The 14,763-nt window shown below is 70.9% G+C and carries 17 protein-coding genes; 3 read left to right on the top strand and 14 right to left on the bottom strand.

The window, feature by feature from the left end:
- Nucleotides 1–56 precede the first annotated feature (56 nt).
- Complete coding sequence (locus tag KALB_RS42445) at nucleotides 57–722, top strand: DedA family protein (protein WP_236650135.1); 666 nt, start codon at nucleotides 57–59, stop codon at nucleotides 720–722.
- Here KALB_RS42445 and KALB_RS42450 read toward each other — a convergent pair.
- The 3 genes from KALB_RS42450 to KALB_RS42460 are packed head-to-tail and all read right to left on the bottom strand — an operon-like array spanning nucleotide 703 to nucleotide 3,800.
- The gene (locus tag KALB_RS42450; RefSeq protein ID WP_081789771.1) at nucleotides 703–2,556 is read right to left on the bottom strand and encodes a glycoside hydrolase; all 1,854 of its coding nucleotides are present in this window, start codon (nucleotides 2,554–2,556) and stop codon (nucleotides 703–705) included. The two genes, KALB_RS42445 and KALB_RS42450, sit on opposite strands and share 20 nt — an antisense overlap.
- A gap of 30 nt (nucleotides 2,557–2,586) precedes the next feature.
- Nucleotides 2,587–2,994, bottom strand: a complete 408-nt coding sequence (locus KALB_RS42455; protein ID WP_025361771.1) for a CoA-binding protein — start codon at nucleotides 2,992–2,994, stop codon at nucleotides 2,587–2,589.
- The gene (locus tag KALB_RS42460; RefSeq protein ID WP_025361772.1) at nucleotides 2,982–3,800 is read right to left on the bottom strand and encodes an alpha/beta fold hydrolase; all 819 of its coding nucleotides are present in this window, start codon (nucleotides 3,798–3,800) and stop codon (nucleotides 2,982–2,984) included. The genes KALB_RS42455 and KALB_RS42460 overlap by 13 nt, the downstream gene beginning before the upstream one ends.
- 100 nt (nucleotides 3,801–3,900) lie before the next feature.
- Between KALB_RS42460 and KALB_RS47360 the strand changes: the two genes are divergently transcribed.
- On the top strand, nucleotides 3,901–4,263 hold the full coding sequence (locus KALB_RS47360) for a winged helix-turn-helix transcriptional regulator (protein WP_025361773.1): 363 nt from the start codon (nucleotides 3,901–3,903) through the stop codon (nucleotides 4,261–4,263).
- Between the two features lie 127 nt (nucleotides 4,264–4,390).
- Here the strand turns inward: KALB_RS47360 and KALB_RS42470 are convergent, their stop codons facing one another.
- Genes KALB_RS42470 through KALB_RS42490 form a run of 5 tightly spaced genes read right to left on the bottom strand, consistent with a single transcriptional unit; the run spans nucleotide 4,391 to nucleotide 8,645 of the window.
- On the bottom strand, nucleotides 4,391–5,005 hold the full coding sequence (locus KALB_RS42470; RefSeq protein ID WP_025361774.1) for a nucleoside/nucleotide kinase family protein: 615 nt from the start codon (nucleotides 5,003–5,005) through the stop codon (nucleotides 4,391–4,393).
- Nucleotides 4,999–5,835: a PfkB family carbohydrate kinase gene (locus KALB_RS42475; RefSeq protein ID WP_025361775.1), complete on the bottom strand. Its 837-nt coding sequence runs from the start codon at nucleotides 5,833–5,835 to the stop codon at nucleotides 4,999–5,001. The genes KALB_RS42470 and KALB_RS42475 overlap by 7 nt, the downstream gene beginning before the upstream one ends.
- A 5-nt stretch (nucleotides 5,836–5,840) precedes the next feature.
- Nucleotides 5,841–6,671: an ATP-binding cassette domain-containing protein gene (locus tag KALB_RS42480; RefSeq protein ID WP_025361776.1), complete on the bottom strand. Its 831-nt coding sequence runs from the start codon at nucleotides 6,669–6,671 to the stop codon at nucleotides 5,841–5,843.
- Nucleotides 6,668–7,612, bottom strand: coding sequence for an ABC transporter permease (locus KALB_RS42485; protein WP_025361777.1), 945 nt, complete (start codon nucleotides 7,610–7,612; stop codon nucleotides 6,668–6,670). Before KALB_RS42485 ends, KALB_RS42480 begins: the two co-directional genes overlap by 4 nt.
- Before the next feature lies 1 nt (nucleotide 7,613).
- Nucleotides 7,614–8,645, bottom strand: coding sequence for a substrate-binding domain-containing protein (locus tag KALB_RS42490; RefSeq protein ID WP_042221420.1), 1,032 nt, complete (start codon nucleotides 8,643–8,645; stop codon nucleotides 7,614–7,616).
- Between the two features lie 125 nt (nucleotides 8,646–8,770).
- On the opposite strand from KALB_RS42490, the gene KALB_RS42495 reads away from it, so the two are divergent.
- Nucleotides 8,771–9,772 (top strand): LacI family DNA-binding transcriptional regulator, encoded by a 1,002-nt coding sequence (locus tag KALB_RS42495; protein ID WP_025361779.1) that lies wholly within the window; start codon nucleotides 8,771–8,773, stop codon nucleotides 9,770–9,772.
- Between the two features lie 124 nt (nucleotides 9,773–9,896).
- On the opposite strand, the gene KALB_RS42500 is transcribed toward KALB_RS42495, so the two are convergent.
- The 6 genes from KALB_RS42500 to KALB_RS42525 form a co-directional block, all read right to left on the bottom strand.
- A complete protein-coding gene (locus tag KALB_RS42500) occupies nucleotides 9,897–11,006 on the bottom strand; it encodes a GTP-binding protein (RefSeq protein ID WP_025361780.1) in 1,110 nt (369 codons plus the stop codon).
- Between the two features lie 23 nt (nucleotides 11,007–11,029).
- A complete protein-coding gene (locus tag KALB_RS42505; protein ID WP_030111373.1) occupies nucleotides 11,030–12,118 on the bottom strand; it encodes a glycoside hydrolase family 76 protein in 1,089 nt (362 codons plus the stop codon).
- A gap of 77 nt (nucleotides 12,119–12,195) precedes the next feature.
- Nucleotides 12,196–12,912 carry a TrmH family RNA methyltransferase gene (locus KALB_RS42510; protein ID WP_025361782.1) on the bottom strand — a complete coding sequence of 239 codons (717 nt, stop codon included), beginning with the start codon at nucleotides 12,910–12,912 and terminating at the stop codon, nucleotides 12,196–12,198.
- Complete coding sequence (locus tag KALB_RS42515; protein WP_025361783.1) at nucleotides 12,909–13,382, bottom strand: LemA family protein; 474 nt, start codon at nucleotides 13,380–13,382, stop codon at nucleotides 12,909–12,911. Before KALB_RS42515 ends, KALB_RS42510 begins: the two co-directional genes overlap by 4 nt.
- 14 nt (nucleotides 13,383–13,396) lie before the next feature.
- Nucleotides 13,397–13,948, bottom strand: coding sequence for an orotate phosphoribosyltransferase (gene pyrE / locus KALB_RS42520; RefSeq protein ID WP_030111374.1), 552 nt, complete (start codon nucleotides 13,946–13,948; stop codon nucleotides 13,397–13,399).
- A gap of 30 nt (nucleotides 13,949–13,978) precedes the next feature.
- Nucleotides 13,979–14,758, bottom strand: a complete 780-nt coding sequence (locus tag KALB_RS42525; RefSeq protein ID WP_025361785.1) for an SDR family NAD(P)-dependent oxidoreductase — start codon at nucleotides 14,756–14,758, stop codon at nucleotides 13,979–13,981.
- Between the last annotated feature and the right edge of the window lie 5 nt (nucleotides 14,759–14,763).

The raw sequence follows: 14,763 nt of genomic DNA on the forward strand, positions 1-14,763 counted from the left end.
GTTGTCCCGCCCCCAAGGGCGGGACAACCGCCGCTCGGTGCGTTTATGGTGTGGCGGTGTTGCAGTCGCAGGTGATGGCCATCGGGTCATGGGAGTCCGTCGGCCCAGCGGTGCTGACGGTGCTCGTCCTCGTCTGCATCTTCGTGGAGTGCGGGTTCCTGATCGGCCTGCTGTTCCCGGGTGATTCCCTGTTGTTCACCGCGGGCGTGGTGTTCGCCCAGCAGCACCAGGTCGGCCAGGCCTGGCTGTTCTGCGGGCTGGCCGTGCTCTCCGGCATCGCGGGCGGGCAGGCCGGGTACTACTTCGCGCGCAAGACCGGCAGCAAGTTCGTCGCGCGCCGGGACGGCAAGGTGCTCAACCAGCACAACCTCGACCGGGCGCAGAAACTGCTGGACGGCTGGGGCTTCTGGGCGGTGACCGTGGCCAGGATGATCCCCTGGGTACGGACCGTGGTGCCGACCATCGCCGGCGCCGCCAAGATGAGCCCGACCAAGTTCCTGTTCGCCTCCGTGCTGAGCACAGCGACCTGGGTGGCCGTGTTCGTGCTCGCCGGTTACTTCGGCACCGCCCTGTTCGACCAGGTTCCGTGGCTGAAGACCGGGCTGCTGGTGGTGGCCGTGACGATCGTGGTGGTGACCACCGCGGTCGGTGTGGTCCGCTACCGGCAGGACAAGAAGAAGCCGGTGGAGGAGACCTCGCTGGTCACAGGTCCAGGGCACTGACCTCGCCGCGCAGGTTCGCCTGCACGTGGTTGCGGGCGAAGTCCACCGTCACCGTCAGCACGTCGCCGAACCTGGTCTGCTGCACGCTGTGGTCGGCGCTGAGCCAGCGGAACTCGGTCATCGGCTGTTCGGCGGCGGCCTCGTGCAGCGGCTGGAAGAAGGCCTGCAACCGGGCCATGTCCTTGTCCTGTTGCTCGGTCTCGGCGCCGTTGAGCACGTAGTTCAACGGGGTGTTGTAGAGCATCGCGAGCCCGGCGCGGACCTTCTGCTGGTCCGGCAGCTTCGGGTAGGAGATCTCCCAGCGGTCCAGGCTGATCACCGAGCCGTGCAGCACCGTGTCGTACAGGGGCACCCGGCACTTCGGGTCGAACATGAACTTGGCCAGGTCCGCGGGCAGTTCCACCGGCTTGAAGAAGGACGCGGGCGAGTTCTGCGGGGCCCAGGCGCCCCAGTTCCGCTTGTCCCGCTCGAACTTCCACCAGGTGCTCGGGATCGGTGTCGCCGAGCCGTGCGCGAAGGTGATCGCCGAGTTCGCCCACGCGGCACCGTCCTCGGAGCCCACCACGGCCTGGTTCGCCGCCTGCTTCATGCGCGCGAGACGGTTGGCCTGGTCCTTCTCCTTGGTCATCGGGTGGTCGGGGCTGTGGTCGGTGAACAGTTCGCTGGTCGCGTCCACGTCCAGGAACACGCTGTTGGAGCCGTTCGCGGTGGCCTCGCGCAGCCTGTTCGCGAGGTAGTGCCTGCTCGGCTCGGCCCTGGCCAGCGCCTCCGAGCTGAGGTAGCAGCCCCGGCCGCCGAACCCGGTGTGCGGCTTGCCGTCCGCGTCGATCACACAGCCCTTGGGGTACAGCTCGTCCGGCCACTTGGAGCCCTCGTTGTCCGCGGTGGCCGGGTCCTGCGCGTTGTCGAAGGACACGTACGGCCCTATCAGGTAACCGGCGTTCTTCGCCGCGGCAACGGTTTGTTCGCTGTACCTGGTCGAGTCCTCACCCAGCCACATGCGCCCGATGCCCAGCTCGCGCAGTTTCCGCACGTACTGCGGGGTGTTCGCCTTGTCCCAGGTGTAGGCGTGGAAGGCGCCGTAGAGCCTGCGCACGTCCGGGTTGGCCGCTGCCTTGTCGTGCAGGGTGGGCAGCCCGCCGTGGGTGATCAGCCAACGCCGGTAGTCCTTGGCGGAGGCCACCGGCGAGGCGTCGGTCAGCGCGAAGCTGATCGTGTGCTCGGCGCTGCCCTGCCCGAACTGGTGCCGGGTCTCGGTGTGCAGCCTGCCGTTGCTGGACTTGGCCACCAGGTCCGTGTCGTTGCCGCTGGCCGCGATGTAGCTGATCCCGCGCCCGCCGACCGTGTAGCCCCAGAACGGCATGCGCGTGTTCTGCACCTGCGCGTCCTCGCCGCCCAGCATCCTCGCCCACCACGGGTCGTCCACGGGCACGGACAGGCCCTCGCCGTTGGGGATCTGCAGCGAGGTGGCCGCCGGGTCGGTCCCGCTCACCGGCCAGGTGATCCGCCCGTCCTTCGCGGACCGCACGCTCACCAGCAAGCGTCCGTCCACTGTGGACGCCGTGACCTGCCAGCCGCGCTCAGGGTAGCTCCAGCTGGCCCGCCCTGTTTTCCGCACAGGGCCCAGCTCAGCGACCGCGGGCGCGGACAGCACGAGCTGCCCGCCGTCAGCGGTGCGGGCCGTGACCTCCAGCGAGGACGGCTTGATCGTCGCCGTGCCGCCCGCGATGGGCAGCACCACCTGATCTGTCTCTGCCAGCGCGGATCCCGGCAGCAGGGTGCCCGCGAGCAGCACGCCCGCCGCCACCGCACAGCACTTCGTTGTCGACACCATGCGGACCACCGTGTCCGCCCGCGATGAGAGTCAGGTGAGAGTGATGCGCCTGCTCGCGCGCTCCACCGCGATGCAGTGGTCCTCCACGTAGGCCAGGCCACCGGCCTCGGCGATCTCCCGCGCGCGCTCGCTGCGCAGCCCGAGTTGCAGCCACACCGCGCCCGCCCCGACCCGCACCGCCTGCTCGGCGATCTCCGGCGCTTCCTGTTCGGGCCGGAACACGTCCACGATGTCGATCTTGTCCGGCACGTCCAGCAGGCTGCGGTACGCCTTCTCGCCCAGGATCTGCTCGGCGCTGGGGTGCACCGGGATGATCCGGAACCCGGCAGCCTGCATCGCCGCGGGCACCGAGTGCGCGGCCTTCCAGGGCTGGGTGGACAGTCCGACGACGGCGATGGTCCGCGCGGAGCGGAGCAGTTCGGTGATCACGTCTGGCATCCTTCCTCGTCTGTGCTGAGGAACGGCAGCAGGTGCCCGAGCAGGGCCTCGGGCTGCTCCTCCGGGATGAGGTGGCCGCAGTCGGGCACGACCACGCAGCGGAGGTCGTCGGCGATCGGCAGCAGTTGGCCGTGCAGGGCGGTGCCCACCGCTCCGCCCGCGATGGCCAGGGTCGGCGTGGTCAACCGCCGCCGAGCCGCGGCGGCCACCTGCTCCGCGTTGCGCGGCATCGCGCGGTAGTACTCGAACCCGCAGCGCAGCGCCTCCCGCCCGGTGTACGCGGCCACGAACTCGTGCCGCGCGCGATCCCCGATCCCGCGCAGGAACCAGTCCAGGTAGGGCTGTTCGCGGCCCTCCAGCACGGTCTCGGCCAAGCCCGGCACGCCGTGGAACCCGAACCACCACGGGCGCCCGAACTCCTCCGCCCCTGGCAGCTCGCCGATCAGCGCCTCCATGACCACCAGTCTGCTCACCCGCGCGCCGTGCCGCATCGCGGACATCCACGCCACCGGGGCGCCCGCGTCGATGCCCACGACCGCGGCCTGCTCCTCGCCGAGCACGTCGAGCAGCCCGATCACGTCTCCGGACAGGGTGTGCAGGTCGTACCCACCGGCCGCTCGCGCGCTGCCGCCGACCCCGCGCAGGTCCGGCGCGATCACCCGGTGCGCCGGGGCCAGCCCCGCGATGACCTCGCGCCACAGGAACCACGTGTGCGGCCAACCGTGCAGCAGCACCACGGGTGGGCCGTCCCCGGCGAGGACCACGTGCAGTTCTGTGCCGTTCACCTGGACCTGGCGGTGTTCCACGCCCACTCCTTTGCTGGTCACCATTGGTAACCCGGTCCACGGTAGAAACCAGCGAAGGGCCTGCCAAGGAGGCACTTCGCCGTGCGGAGGTGAGTTCCAGGTGACCAGGGGTGACCTGCTCGACCCGGCCTGCCCGACGCGCAGGCTGCTGGACCGGATCGGCACCAAGTGGGTGTCGATGATCGTCAAGCTGCTCGCCGAGTCCGCGGGCGAGCTGCGCTTCGCCGAGCTCCGCCGGGCCGCCCGCGGCATCTCGCAGAAGATGCTCGCGCAGACCCTGCACGGCCTGGAGCGGGACGGGCTGGTCGCCCGCCGCGTCGAGCCCAGCGTGCCGCCGGCGGTGCACTACTCGCTCACCGAACTGGGCCGCTCCCTGGTCGCCCCGCTGAATGTCGTGCGGGAGTGGGCGGAGGCCAACATGGCCGCCATCGACTCCGCCCGCACCCACTACGACCAGCGCTGATCCGAGTTGTACACAGGCGGCGAGTTGTCCACATGTGGATCTTCGGCAAGATCAGGTGTCGGGGGTGGGCGGTAGACTGGACTCGGGGTCGCCCCCCAGGGAGTGGCGGGGGATTTGTTCGGTACTACTAGGCGGGGATCACCAGGTCGGCGCGGTGGGCGGTGGCGGCGATCAGCTCGGCGTTGGCCTGGTCGGAGCCGAGCGCGCGGGCACGGGCCTGCTCGGGGGTCCGCCCGAACGAGCGGTGCCGGGCGATGAGCCGGTCCACCCGCAGCGCCTCCTCCGGCCTGAGGAACCACACCTCGTCCAGCACCCGGCGCACCTCGCACCACGGGTGGTCGGCCAGCAGCAGGTAGTTGCCCTCCGTCACGACCAGCGGCACGGCGGGGTCGACCGGCACGGCGCAGGCGATCGGTTCCTCGATCTCACGTCGGAACTCCGGGGCGTACACCGTGTCCGGCCCATGGGACCGCAGGCGCCGCAACAGGTCCACGTACCCGGCGACGTCGAACGTGTCAGGTGCCCCCTTGCGCTCGGCGCGTCCCAGGCGCTCCAACTGCTTCTGCGCCAAGTGAAAGCCATCCATGCCGACCAGAACCGCCTTGCCTGCCAAGGCTTCCACCAAATTCGCGGCCAGGGTCGACTTGCCAGCGCCCGGCGCACCGCAGATCCCGAGCAGGTGCCGTTCCCCGTCGACCGCCAGCGCGGACGCCCTGGCCACCAACTCCTCGAAGCTCACCACTGTTCCCCTCGTACCTCGTCCACCCAGGCCCTGGGCCCCTCGTGCCGCACCTTGACGGCCGCGACCCGATTGGCAAGTCCGATCAACGCGGGCAGTTCCGCTGCCCCGGGAACCCGCCCCAGTCGGCCGATCGCCCAGGTCAGCGCGCCGTGCCACACATCACCGGCCCCCGACGTGTCCTTCGCCGCCACCGGCTCGGGCCACACCTCGCCCGAGACCCCGTCGCACGACCACGTGACCGGGCCCGCGCCGTGCGTGCGGATCACCACCGGCACACCCCGGCCGTGCAAGTCCTTGGCGGACAAGGGATAGGTCGCCGAGCACGCGCACACGTCGACCAGCGGCAGGAGTTCGTCGTGCACCGGCTTGTAGCTGCCCGCGTCCAATACCACCGGTACCGCCGTGTTGGCCGCACGCAGGGCCAGCACGGGGTGGTGGCCGTCCACGAGTACGGCGTCGGCCGCAGGCAAGTCGGTCGGCACGGTAATTGTTGTGCCGACGGCGTTGCGCGACACAACAGTCCGCTCGCCGTCGTCCTCGCGGACCACGACCGCACTGACGGTCGGCGGCTCGACGCGGTCCGGCATCAGGTCGATCACGCTGACCCCGTGCTGCTCCAGGTCTCGCAAAGCGAGCAGTGCCAACGGGTGCGCGCCCAGCACGGTGGCCAGCGCCGCCTGCCCGCCGAGTGCGGCCACGGCCACCGCCGCGTTGGCCGCCGGACCACCGGCGACCAACGCGACGGAGTTGGACTGCACCTTGCGACCGGGCACGGGCAGCTCGACAACGCGCTGCACGACGTCCACAGTGGACAGTCCGGCGAGCAGGATCCTGCTCACTCGGCGGACTTCCGGTGCTCGCCGAGCCCGGTGGTCACGGCGTGCCGGACCTCCTCGACAACCCCGTCCTCGCCCATGCGCAGGGCTCCGGTGAGCAGGCCGACCACCTCGTTCATGGTGCTGTCAGCGGGTTTCACCACGGCGGCGCGACGGCCGAGCCGGTGCACGTGCACCCGGTCGGCGATCTCGAACACGTGCGGCATGTTGTGGCTGATCAGCACCACCGGCAGGCCTCGATCACGGATCTTCGCGATCAGTTCGAGCACCTTGGCCGACTCGGCGACACCGAGCGCGGCCGTCGGCTCATCCATGATCACGACCTTGGTGCCGAACGCGGCGGCCCTGGCCACGGCCACGGCCTGGCGCTGACCGCCGGACAGGGTCTCCACCGGCTGCAGGATCGACTTGATGTTGATGCCCAGCTCGTCCAGCACCTGCTGGGCCTGCGCGCGCATCGCCTTCGCGTCCAGCGCCCGCAGCACGGACCCGCGCCACCCCGGCAGCCGCTTCTCCCTGCCCAGGAACAGGTTCGAGGCGATGTCCTGCGCGGGAGCCAGCGCCAGGTCCTGGTAGACGGTCTCGATCCCGGCCCGCCGCGCGTCCAGCGGCCCGCGGAAGTGCACGGGCTGGCCGTCCACCCGGATCTCGCCCTCGTCCGGGACCACCGCGCCGGACAAAGCCTTGATCAGGCTGGACTTGCCCGCACCGTTGTCACCGACCACGGCGAGCACCTCGCCGGGCAGTAGGTCGAAGTCGGCACCGTCGATCGCGGTGACCTTGCCGTACCGCTTGACCAGGCCACGTGCCTGCAGAATCGGCTCGTTCACCGCTGCCTCCCCCGGGAGAACCGGTCCAGCGCCACGGCGGCGATCACCAGCACGCCGGTCGCCACGTTCTGGTACAGGTCGTCGATGCCCGCCTGGGTCAACCCGGAGCGGAGCACGGTGACGATCAGCGCGCCGACCAGTGTGCCGAGCACGCTGCCCCGGCCGCCGAACAGGCTGGTGCCGCCCAGCACCACGGCGGTGATCGAGTCCAGGTTGCCGGTCTGGTAGGCGTTCGGGTCCGCGTTGGGCACCCGGCCCAGCGCCTGCCAGGCGGCGATCCCGTAGATCAGCCCGGCGATCAGGTACACGCTGAGCACGGTGCGCCGCACGTTGATGCCGGACAGGCGGGCGGCCTCGGGTTCGTTGCCCACGGCGTAGACGTGCTTGCCCCAGGAGGTGCGGGTCAGCGCGTACCAGAGCACCACGTACATGATCACGGCCACGGTCATGCCGTAGGTGACCTCGATGCCGCCGAACAGGTAGCGGCGGGTGCCCAGCCAGGACAGCAGCGGGTCTGTCACCGGCACGCTCTGCCCGGTGTAGATCCGGCTGACGGCGGTGAGGATCGTCAGCAGGCCGAGCGTGACGATGAACGGGGGCAGCTTGACCCGGGTCACCAGCCCGCCGGTGACCCCGCCGATGAACGCGGCGACCGCGAGCCCGGCCAGCAGCGCGAGCCAGGACGGGGCGCCGCCGACCACCAGCTTGGCCATCAGCAGGGTGGCCAGCACGGTGTTCGCGGCGTTGGCCAGGTCGATGCCCGCGGTGAGGATGATCAGCGTCTGGCCCAGCGCCATCGTGCCGACCACGAGGGACTGCTCGACCACCAGGGACAGGTTGTCCAGTTCGAGGAAGGTGCTGGTGGTCACCGAGAAGACCACCACGGCGACCACCAGCGCGATGGTCGGCCCGACGGCGGGGGCACGCAGGTTCAGAGTCATCTCACTTCCCCCAACAGTTCTGCAGGCCCCACGCGGTGTCCTGGGACCGCACGCCCTGCACCGGCCGGTCGGTGATCACCATCGAGCCGGTGTCCTGGAAGCCCTTCGGTTTGGTGCCGCTCTTGGCGTACTCGGCGGCGGCGTCCACGGCGAGCTTGGCCATCTTCGCCGGGAACTGCATGACGGTGGCGGCGTACTTGCCGTCCTTGACGTCCTGCACGCCCTGGCAGCCACCGTCGATGGACCCGATCACCGCCTGCGCGGTCAGGCCCCTGGCCTGCAACGCCGCGAAGGCCCCGCGCGCGGTCGGCTCGTTGAGCGTGTAGACCGCGTTCACGTTTCCCGCACGCTGCAACAGGTTCTCCATGCCCTGCTGGGCGAGGTTCTGGTCCCCGTTGACCGACTGGTGGCCCAGCACGGCCGGGGAGTCGTTGGTCAGCCCGATTCCCTGGAGGAAACCAGTGTGCCGCTGCGTGTCCACAGTGGACCCTGCCGTGCCGTCCAGCATGATCAGTTGCGGCGCCTTGCCCGCGAGCGCGGCCTTGACGTAGGCGCCCTCCTGACGGCCCGCCGCGGTGTTGTCGGTGGCGAAGGTGGCGTCCACCGCACTGGCCGGGTCGGTCTCGCTGTCCAGCGCGATCACCATGATGCCCTTGTCCCTGGCCTGTTTGATCGCGCCGAGCACACCGGTCGCGCTGTTCGGCGTGATCAGGATGGTGTTCACCCCGCGCTGCACCAGGTTCTCGATCGCGGTGACCTGGCCGTCGTTGTCCCCGTCGAACCGGCCGGCCAGCGCGGAGAACTCGGCGCCGAGCGCGGCGGCCTCGGCTCTGGCGGACTCGCGGAGCGCGACGAAGTACGGGTTGGTGTCGGTCTTGGTGACCAGGCCGATCCTGGCCTTGGCCCCGTTGCCCGCGACCGAGGCGCCGCCCCAGTAGCGTTGCTCGGTGCAGCCCGTGAGGCCCACCGCCCCGACGACCGCCACGGCGAGGCAGACCCCCACCCGGCGACCGAGAGGACCTCGTCGTCCCATCGTTTGCCTCCTGATCAGCGGCGTTGCTGGTTGCGGGGACCGTAAATCCGGGTAAGGTCCCCGGCAAGCGTTTGCGCAAACGCTTGCAACTGACTCGATCAAGAAGTATCGCTGGGGATGCTGCCATGGTCACCATGAAGGACGTCGCGCAACTCGCGGGCGTGTCGATCACGACGGTGTCTCACGTGGTCAACGGCACCAGAGCCGTCGCGGCGAGCACCAAGGAGCGGGTGCTCGACGCCGTCGCGAAGACCGGCTACACCGGGGACGCGATCGCCCGCTCGCTGGTGACCGGCGGCACCCGCTCGCTGGGCGTGGCGATCTCCCTGGTGGCCAACCCGTATTTCGCCGAGCTGATGCAGGCCATCGAAAGTGAGGCCTCCGCCGCTGGCTACACGCTGCTGCTGGTGGACACCCACGACGAGGCGGACACCGAGGAGTACTCGGTCCGCATGCTGCGCGCCCGCCGCGTGGACGGCCTGCTGCTGACCCCCTCGCCCGGTGCGGCGGCCACCGTGCTGCCCGAGCTGCGGCGGCTCAACATCCCCACCGTGCTGGTGGACCGCCTGCCCGGCAACCAGCCCATCGACCAGGTCGGCCCGGAGAACGTGCAGGCGACCTCGGCGCTGGTGCAGCACCTGGGCGAACTGGGGCACCGCAGGATCGGCCTGGTCAGCGGGGCCAGCGGCCTGACCACCTCGTCCGAGCGCGCGCTGGGGTACCGGCTCGGCCTGGGGCGCGCCGGACTGCCCTGGGACGCCGAGCTGGTGGCCTCCGGGGAGTCGACCACCGAGCTCGGCGCCGTCGCGCTCGAGCACCTGCTCGACCTGCCCTCACCGCCGACCGCCGTGGTCGCCGCGAACAACAACATGCTGGTCGGCGTGCTGCACGCGGCGCGCAGGCGCGGGCTGAAGATCGGCCGCGACCTGGCCGTGGTCGCCTACGACGAGGTCGAGTGGGCCGATCTGGTCGACCCGCCGCTGACCACCATGGCGCAGCCGATCGCCGACATCGGGCGGACCGCGGTGCGGCTCCTGCTGGAGCGGATCAAGGACCCGGACCGCGAGCCGCAGACCATGCGGCTGCCCGCCAAGCTCATGCACCGGCAGTCCTGCGGCTGTCCCTGAACCCGCAACACGGCGTACCGGAAGCGCGAACACGCGGTACCAGAAGCGCCGACACGCGGGGTGCAGCGCGTGTCGGCGCTTCGCGTAGCGCGTGTCGGACGTTCCCGTACGGTGTGTTGCAGGCTCAGTGGGTGTGCAGGGGCGGCCAGGTCGGCAGGGGGTCGGGCAGGTCTAGCCACGAGTCGGGGCCCGCGGCCAGTTCCACGTCGTTGAGCAGGGCGTTGTCCAGCCGCAGGTAGGGCTCCATCGGGTCCAGGCCGACACCGATGAACGCGATCTCCTGGCCGCGCGGGCCCTCGAACTCCGCCCACCGGGCGACGGGCTCCAGCCGCAGGTTCGGCCCGGCCTGGGACCACAGCCCGGCCAGTTCGGGGCGGCTCGCCAGCCAGCAGAAGCCCTTGCTGCGCAACAGACCTGGCCAGTCACGGGCCAGTGCCTCGGCGAGCCTGCGCGGGTGGAACGGCCGCCGCGCGCGGTACACGACGCTGCGGATCCCGTACTCCTCGGTCTCGGGCGTGTGCGTGCCCGCCAGCTCACGCGCCCAGCCAGGGGCCTGTGCCGCGGCCTCGGGGTCGTACCTGCCGGTGTCCAGCACCTCCTCCAGCGGCACTTGGCCGAAGCTGCTGCGGACCAGGCGGGCCGTCGGGTTGAGCTGGCGCAGCACGGACTCCACCTTGTGCACCTGCTCGGCGCCGACCAGGTCGGTCTTGTTCAGCACCAGCACGTCGGCGAACTCGACCTGGTCCACCAGCAGGTCGGAGATCCCGCGCTCATCGGTCTCGTCCACGCCGATGCCCTTGTCCGCCAAGGTTTCCGGATCATCCACAGTGGACAGAAAGGTGCTGGCGTCGACCACGGTGACCATCGTGTCCAGCGCGGCCACCTCGGACAGGCCGCGGCCGTCGGCGAACTCCCAGGAGAACGTGGCCGCCACGGGCATCGGCTCGGAGATGCCGGTGGACTCGACCAGGATGCTGTCGAACCGCCCACCCTCGGCCAGTTCGGCGATGCTGTCGAGCAGGTCGGCGCGCAGGGTGCAGCAGATGCAGCCGTTGGTCAGCTCGACCAGCCGTTCCGGGGTGCGGCCGAGCACCAGCGCGGCGTCCACGTTGATCTCGCTCATGTCGTTCACGATCACCGCGACCCGCCGCCCGGCGCGGTTGGCGAGCACGTGGTTGAGCAGGGTCGTCTTGCCGCTGCCGAGCCAGCCGGACAGCACCGTCACCGGAATCATACAGTAATGATAACGGTTTTCATTTAGCTTGACGAGTGGGGGTGCACTCCCTCGCGCTCCAGCATGGCCGCGGCCTCGAACAGCATCCACGCCGACAGCTGCACCGACAGGTCCCGCTCCTGGCCCACCACGGCGTGCTCGGTCCACTCCGAGCAGAACAGCGGCCCGCCCGGGGCGCTCACGCGGTTGCGCCACGCCGCCTCCGCGGACAGGTACACCACCTGCGCGGCGTCCTTGTCCTCCAACAGCACCGCGGCCCTGGCCAGGTAGCGCGCGCCGATGCCGGGGAACAGCCCGCCGTCCCCGCCGCCACTGCCGGGCAGCACCCCGCGCTTGCCGGTCATGTGCTCGCACACGGCCAGCACGGTGCGCCGCGCGACCTGCGCCCACACCCGCGAGCCGGTGAGGGCCGCCAACTCGGCGCAGGCCCCGATGAAGGTGCCCTGGTTGTAGGTGAAGACCCAGTCGACGACCTCGCGCACCTCACCGTCCGGGTTGACCCGCATGCCGTCGAGCACCAGCCCGGTGTCCGGGTCGACGAGCCACTCCTCGATCCAGTCCACAGTGGACAGAGCGCGTTGCAGGTCCGCCCGGTCCCCGCCGCCCGCGGCCAGCCTGGTGAACAGGATCGCGGCCGGTCCGCTGCTCGGCACGCCCTTGAGATCGTCCTTGGTGCGCCACCAGATCCCGCCGCCGCCGTGATCGGTCCAGCCCGAGCGCAGCCGCGCGGCCAGCACGTCCACGGCCTCGGTGCGGTGCACGCCGAGTTCCTCACCGGCACGCCACAACGCCAACGCGAGCCAGGCGCAGTCGTCGTAGTACCGGTTGGTCCAGCGCAGGCCGTTGCGCAGCCGGATAGTGCCGATCAGCCGCTTGATCTCACGGACCCGGTCGTAGTCCGGGGACCGCAGCTGCGCGTCCACCAGGCAGTCCAGCAGGTGGGCCTGCCACCAGTAGTGCCAGACCAGTTGCAGCCGCCTGCCCAACGATGCGGGCCAGTCGGTGACCGCGAGCCGGGTGCCGGGCAGCGCCCAGAGTCTGCGCAGGTGCCTGGTCCGCACGGCGCTCTCGGCCATCCCGGCCCTGGCTGCCCACAACGCGGGTGCGTTCACCCCTCCATCGTGACAACCGCACACGTCAGGCCGTGGCGAAGTCACCGGGATGGGTGCACCCGGCGTGTTGCCCCGGCTCAGGCCGTGAGGGTCCAGTGGTAGAGCGCCATGGCGACCGAGGTGGTCAGGTTGTAGCTGGAGACCTGGGCGCGCATCGGCAGGGACAGCACCCGGTCGGCGCGGGCCCGCACCCGCTCGGACAGGCCGTGCCGCTCGGAACCGAAGGCCAGCACCGCGTTGTCCGGGATCCGTGCCCCGCGCAGGTCCTCCCCGTCCGCGTCGAAGGCGATCACCGTTCCCGCCGGGGACTCGGCCTCCGCCAACCGGCCCACCGGCAGCGCGAAGTGCAGGCCCGCGCTGCCCCGCAACACCGTGGGGTGCCAGGGATCCACCTCGCCGGTGGACAGCACGGCGGCGGCACCCAGGCCCGCGGCCACGCGCACGACGGCGCCGAGGTTGCCCAGGTTTCGCGGGTGGTCGAGCAGCACGGCGGGCGAGGTCCGGTCGGCGCCCAGCACGGTGGCCGGGTCCCAGTGCGGGCGCCGCGCCAGGCCCGCGGTGCCGGTGGGGTGCGGGCGGCCGACCAACTCGGTGAACCGCGCGCGGTCCACCTGCGTAGCTCCGACGGCAAGCCGGTCGTACAGGTCCGGCGCGTGCGAGGTGGCCAGGTCGAGCAGGTCCGCCAGGTCGGTGGTCACGACCTGCTCGACCTCGGCCCCGAAGCGCAACGCGTGCTTGACGGGGTGAAACCCTTCCAGCACAACGGATCCCGGCGTGCGGGCCCAGGTGCTCACGCCCGCACCGGGTACTCGGCCGCCGGTTCGAACTTGCCGACCTTCGCGACCAGGCTGCTCGGGAAGGTCTGCACCCGCTCGTTGTAGGACTGCACCTGCTCGTTGTAGGTCAGCACGAGGTGCTCGACCCGGCGGTCGCTGGCCTCGATGTCAGCATTGCGCGGGCCGAACGCGGCCAGCACGCGGTTGAGCGAGCGCTCGGCCTCGGCCTGCGGCAGCACCCCGGCCCCGCTGGAGGCCATCGCCTGCGAGCGCGCCTGCACGATCCCGGTCAGCGCGTCCTCATCCGCCCCGCTCGCCCTGGCCGCCGCGATCAGCTCGCCGATCAGCTGGTGTCTGTGCTGCAACTCGGCATCCAACTGCTGCCAGGACAGCTCGGCCGCACCGCGCTGGGCGGCGAACCGGTAGTGGGTGGCGACGGCGGCGCTGACCAGTGCCAGCAGCAGGATGACGAGGACCAGGACGAGCAAGGGGATCTGCGCTCCTACAGACCGAGGTCGGCGAGACCGAGCAGAGAGCGGTACGGCAGACCGGCGGCCTCGATGGCCTCGCGCGCACCGGTGTCCCGGTCCACCACGGTGGCCACGCCGATGACCTGGGCGCCGGCCTCGCGCAGCGCCTCGACGGCGGTCAGCACGCTGCCGCCGGTGGTCGAGGTGTCCTCCACGGCCAGCACGCGCTGCCCGGCCACCTCGATGCCCTCGATCCTGCGCTGCATGCCGTGCGCCTTGGTGGCCTTGCGCACCACGAACGCGTCGAGCACCTCGTTCTCGGCCGCGGCGGCGTGCATCATCGCGCAGGCCACCGGGTCGGCGCCGAGGGTGAGACCACCCGCGGCCACGTAGTCCCAGTCGGCGGTCAGCTGCCGCAGCAGCCTGCCGATCAGCGGGGCCGCCGCGTGGTGCAGGGTCGCCCTGCGCAGATCGATGTAGTAGTCGGCCTCGGCTCCGGAGGAGAGCACGACGCGACCGTGTACAACGGCCAACTCGGAGATCAGTCGGGCCAGTTCGGACTTCGCGGGGGATTCCAGTCGCACGGGTCGTGAGCTAATCACATCGGGCCCGGCTCAGGTGCGACCGCGGCCCGCGCCGAGCCGTCCGGCGAGTTTGCGCAACAGCCCGCGTGGCAGCAGGCGGCTGGCGCCCACGATCGTCTTGTACTGCACCCCGGGGATGGACAGGGTCTTGCCGCGGCCCAGGTCGACCAGGCAGTCGGCGACGACCCGGTCGGCGTCCAGCCAGAGCCGCTCGGGCGAACTGGACATGTCGATGCCAGCGCGCTCGTGGAACTCGGTGCGCACGAAGCCGGGGCACAGTGCGAGCACGCGGACCCCGCTGTCGGCCAGCGCCACGGACAGCCCCTCGGAGAAGGAGGTGACGTAGGCCTTGCTCGCCGAGTAGGTGGAGCCGCGGCCGGGCATGAACCCGGCGACGCTGGACACGTTGATGATCACGCCGCTGCGCCGGGGCACCATGGTGGACAGGGCGGCGTGCGTCAGCCGCATCACGCTGGTGACGTTGACGTCCAGCTGGCCCTGGAGGTCCTCGACCGGGGAGGTCCAGAACTCACCCGAGGTGCCGAAACCCGCGTTGTTGACCAGCACGTCGATCGGCAGCGCGGTGTCCCGCAGCCGGTCCTCGACCAGCGCGCGCCCCTGCTCGCTGGACAGGTCGGCGGGCAGCACCTCGACCTCGCAGCCGTAGCGGGCACCGAGTTCGGCGGCCTGCTCCTTGAGCCGGGAGGCGGTGCGGGCCACGAGCACCAGGCGGTCCCCGTCGGCGGCGAAGCGGCGCACGAAGGCGGCGCCGATCCCTGCGGTCGATCCGGTGACGAGCGCGGTAGCCATGCCGG

Source organism: Kutzneria viridogrisea DSM 43870 (genome assembly GCF_000525635.1).
Classification (GTDB): Bacteria; Actinomycetota; Actinomycetes; order Mycobacteriales; family Pseudonocardiaceae; genus Kutzneria; species Kutzneria viridogrisea.

What these genes read in the sequence shown, in the direction of transcription:
- KALB_RS42450 (WP_081789771.1), bottom strand. Translation starts at nt 2,556, where the DNA reads ATGGTGTCGACAACGAAGTGCTGTGCGGTGGCGGCGGGCGTGCTGCTC.
- KALB_RS42455 (WP_025361771.1), bottom strand. Translation starts at nt 2,994, where the DNA reads ATGCCAGACGTGATCACCGAACTGCTCCGCTCCGCGCGGACCATCGCC.
- KALB_RS42485 (WP_025361777.1), bottom strand. Translation starts at nt 7,612, where the DNA reads ATGACTCTGAACCTGCGTGCCCCCGCCGTCGGGCCGACCATCGCGCTG.
- KALB_RS42490 (WP_042221420.1), bottom strand. Translation starts at nt 8,645, where the DNA reads ATGGGACGACGAGGTCCTCTCGGTCGCCGGGTGGGGGTCTGCCTCGCC.
- KALB_RS42495 (WP_025361779.1), top strand. Translation starts at nt 8,771, where the DNA reads ATGGTCACCATGAAGGACGTCGCGCAACTCGCGGGCGTGTCGATCACG.
- KALB_RS42500 (WP_025361780.1), bottom strand. Translation starts at nt 11,006, where the DNA reads ATGATTCCGGTGACGGTGCTGTCCGGCTGGCTCGGCAGCGGCAAGACG.
- KALB_RS42525 (WP_025361785.1), bottom strand. Translation starts at nt 14,758, where the DNA reads ATGGCTACCGCGCTCGTCACCGGATCGACCGCAGGGATCGGCGCCGCC.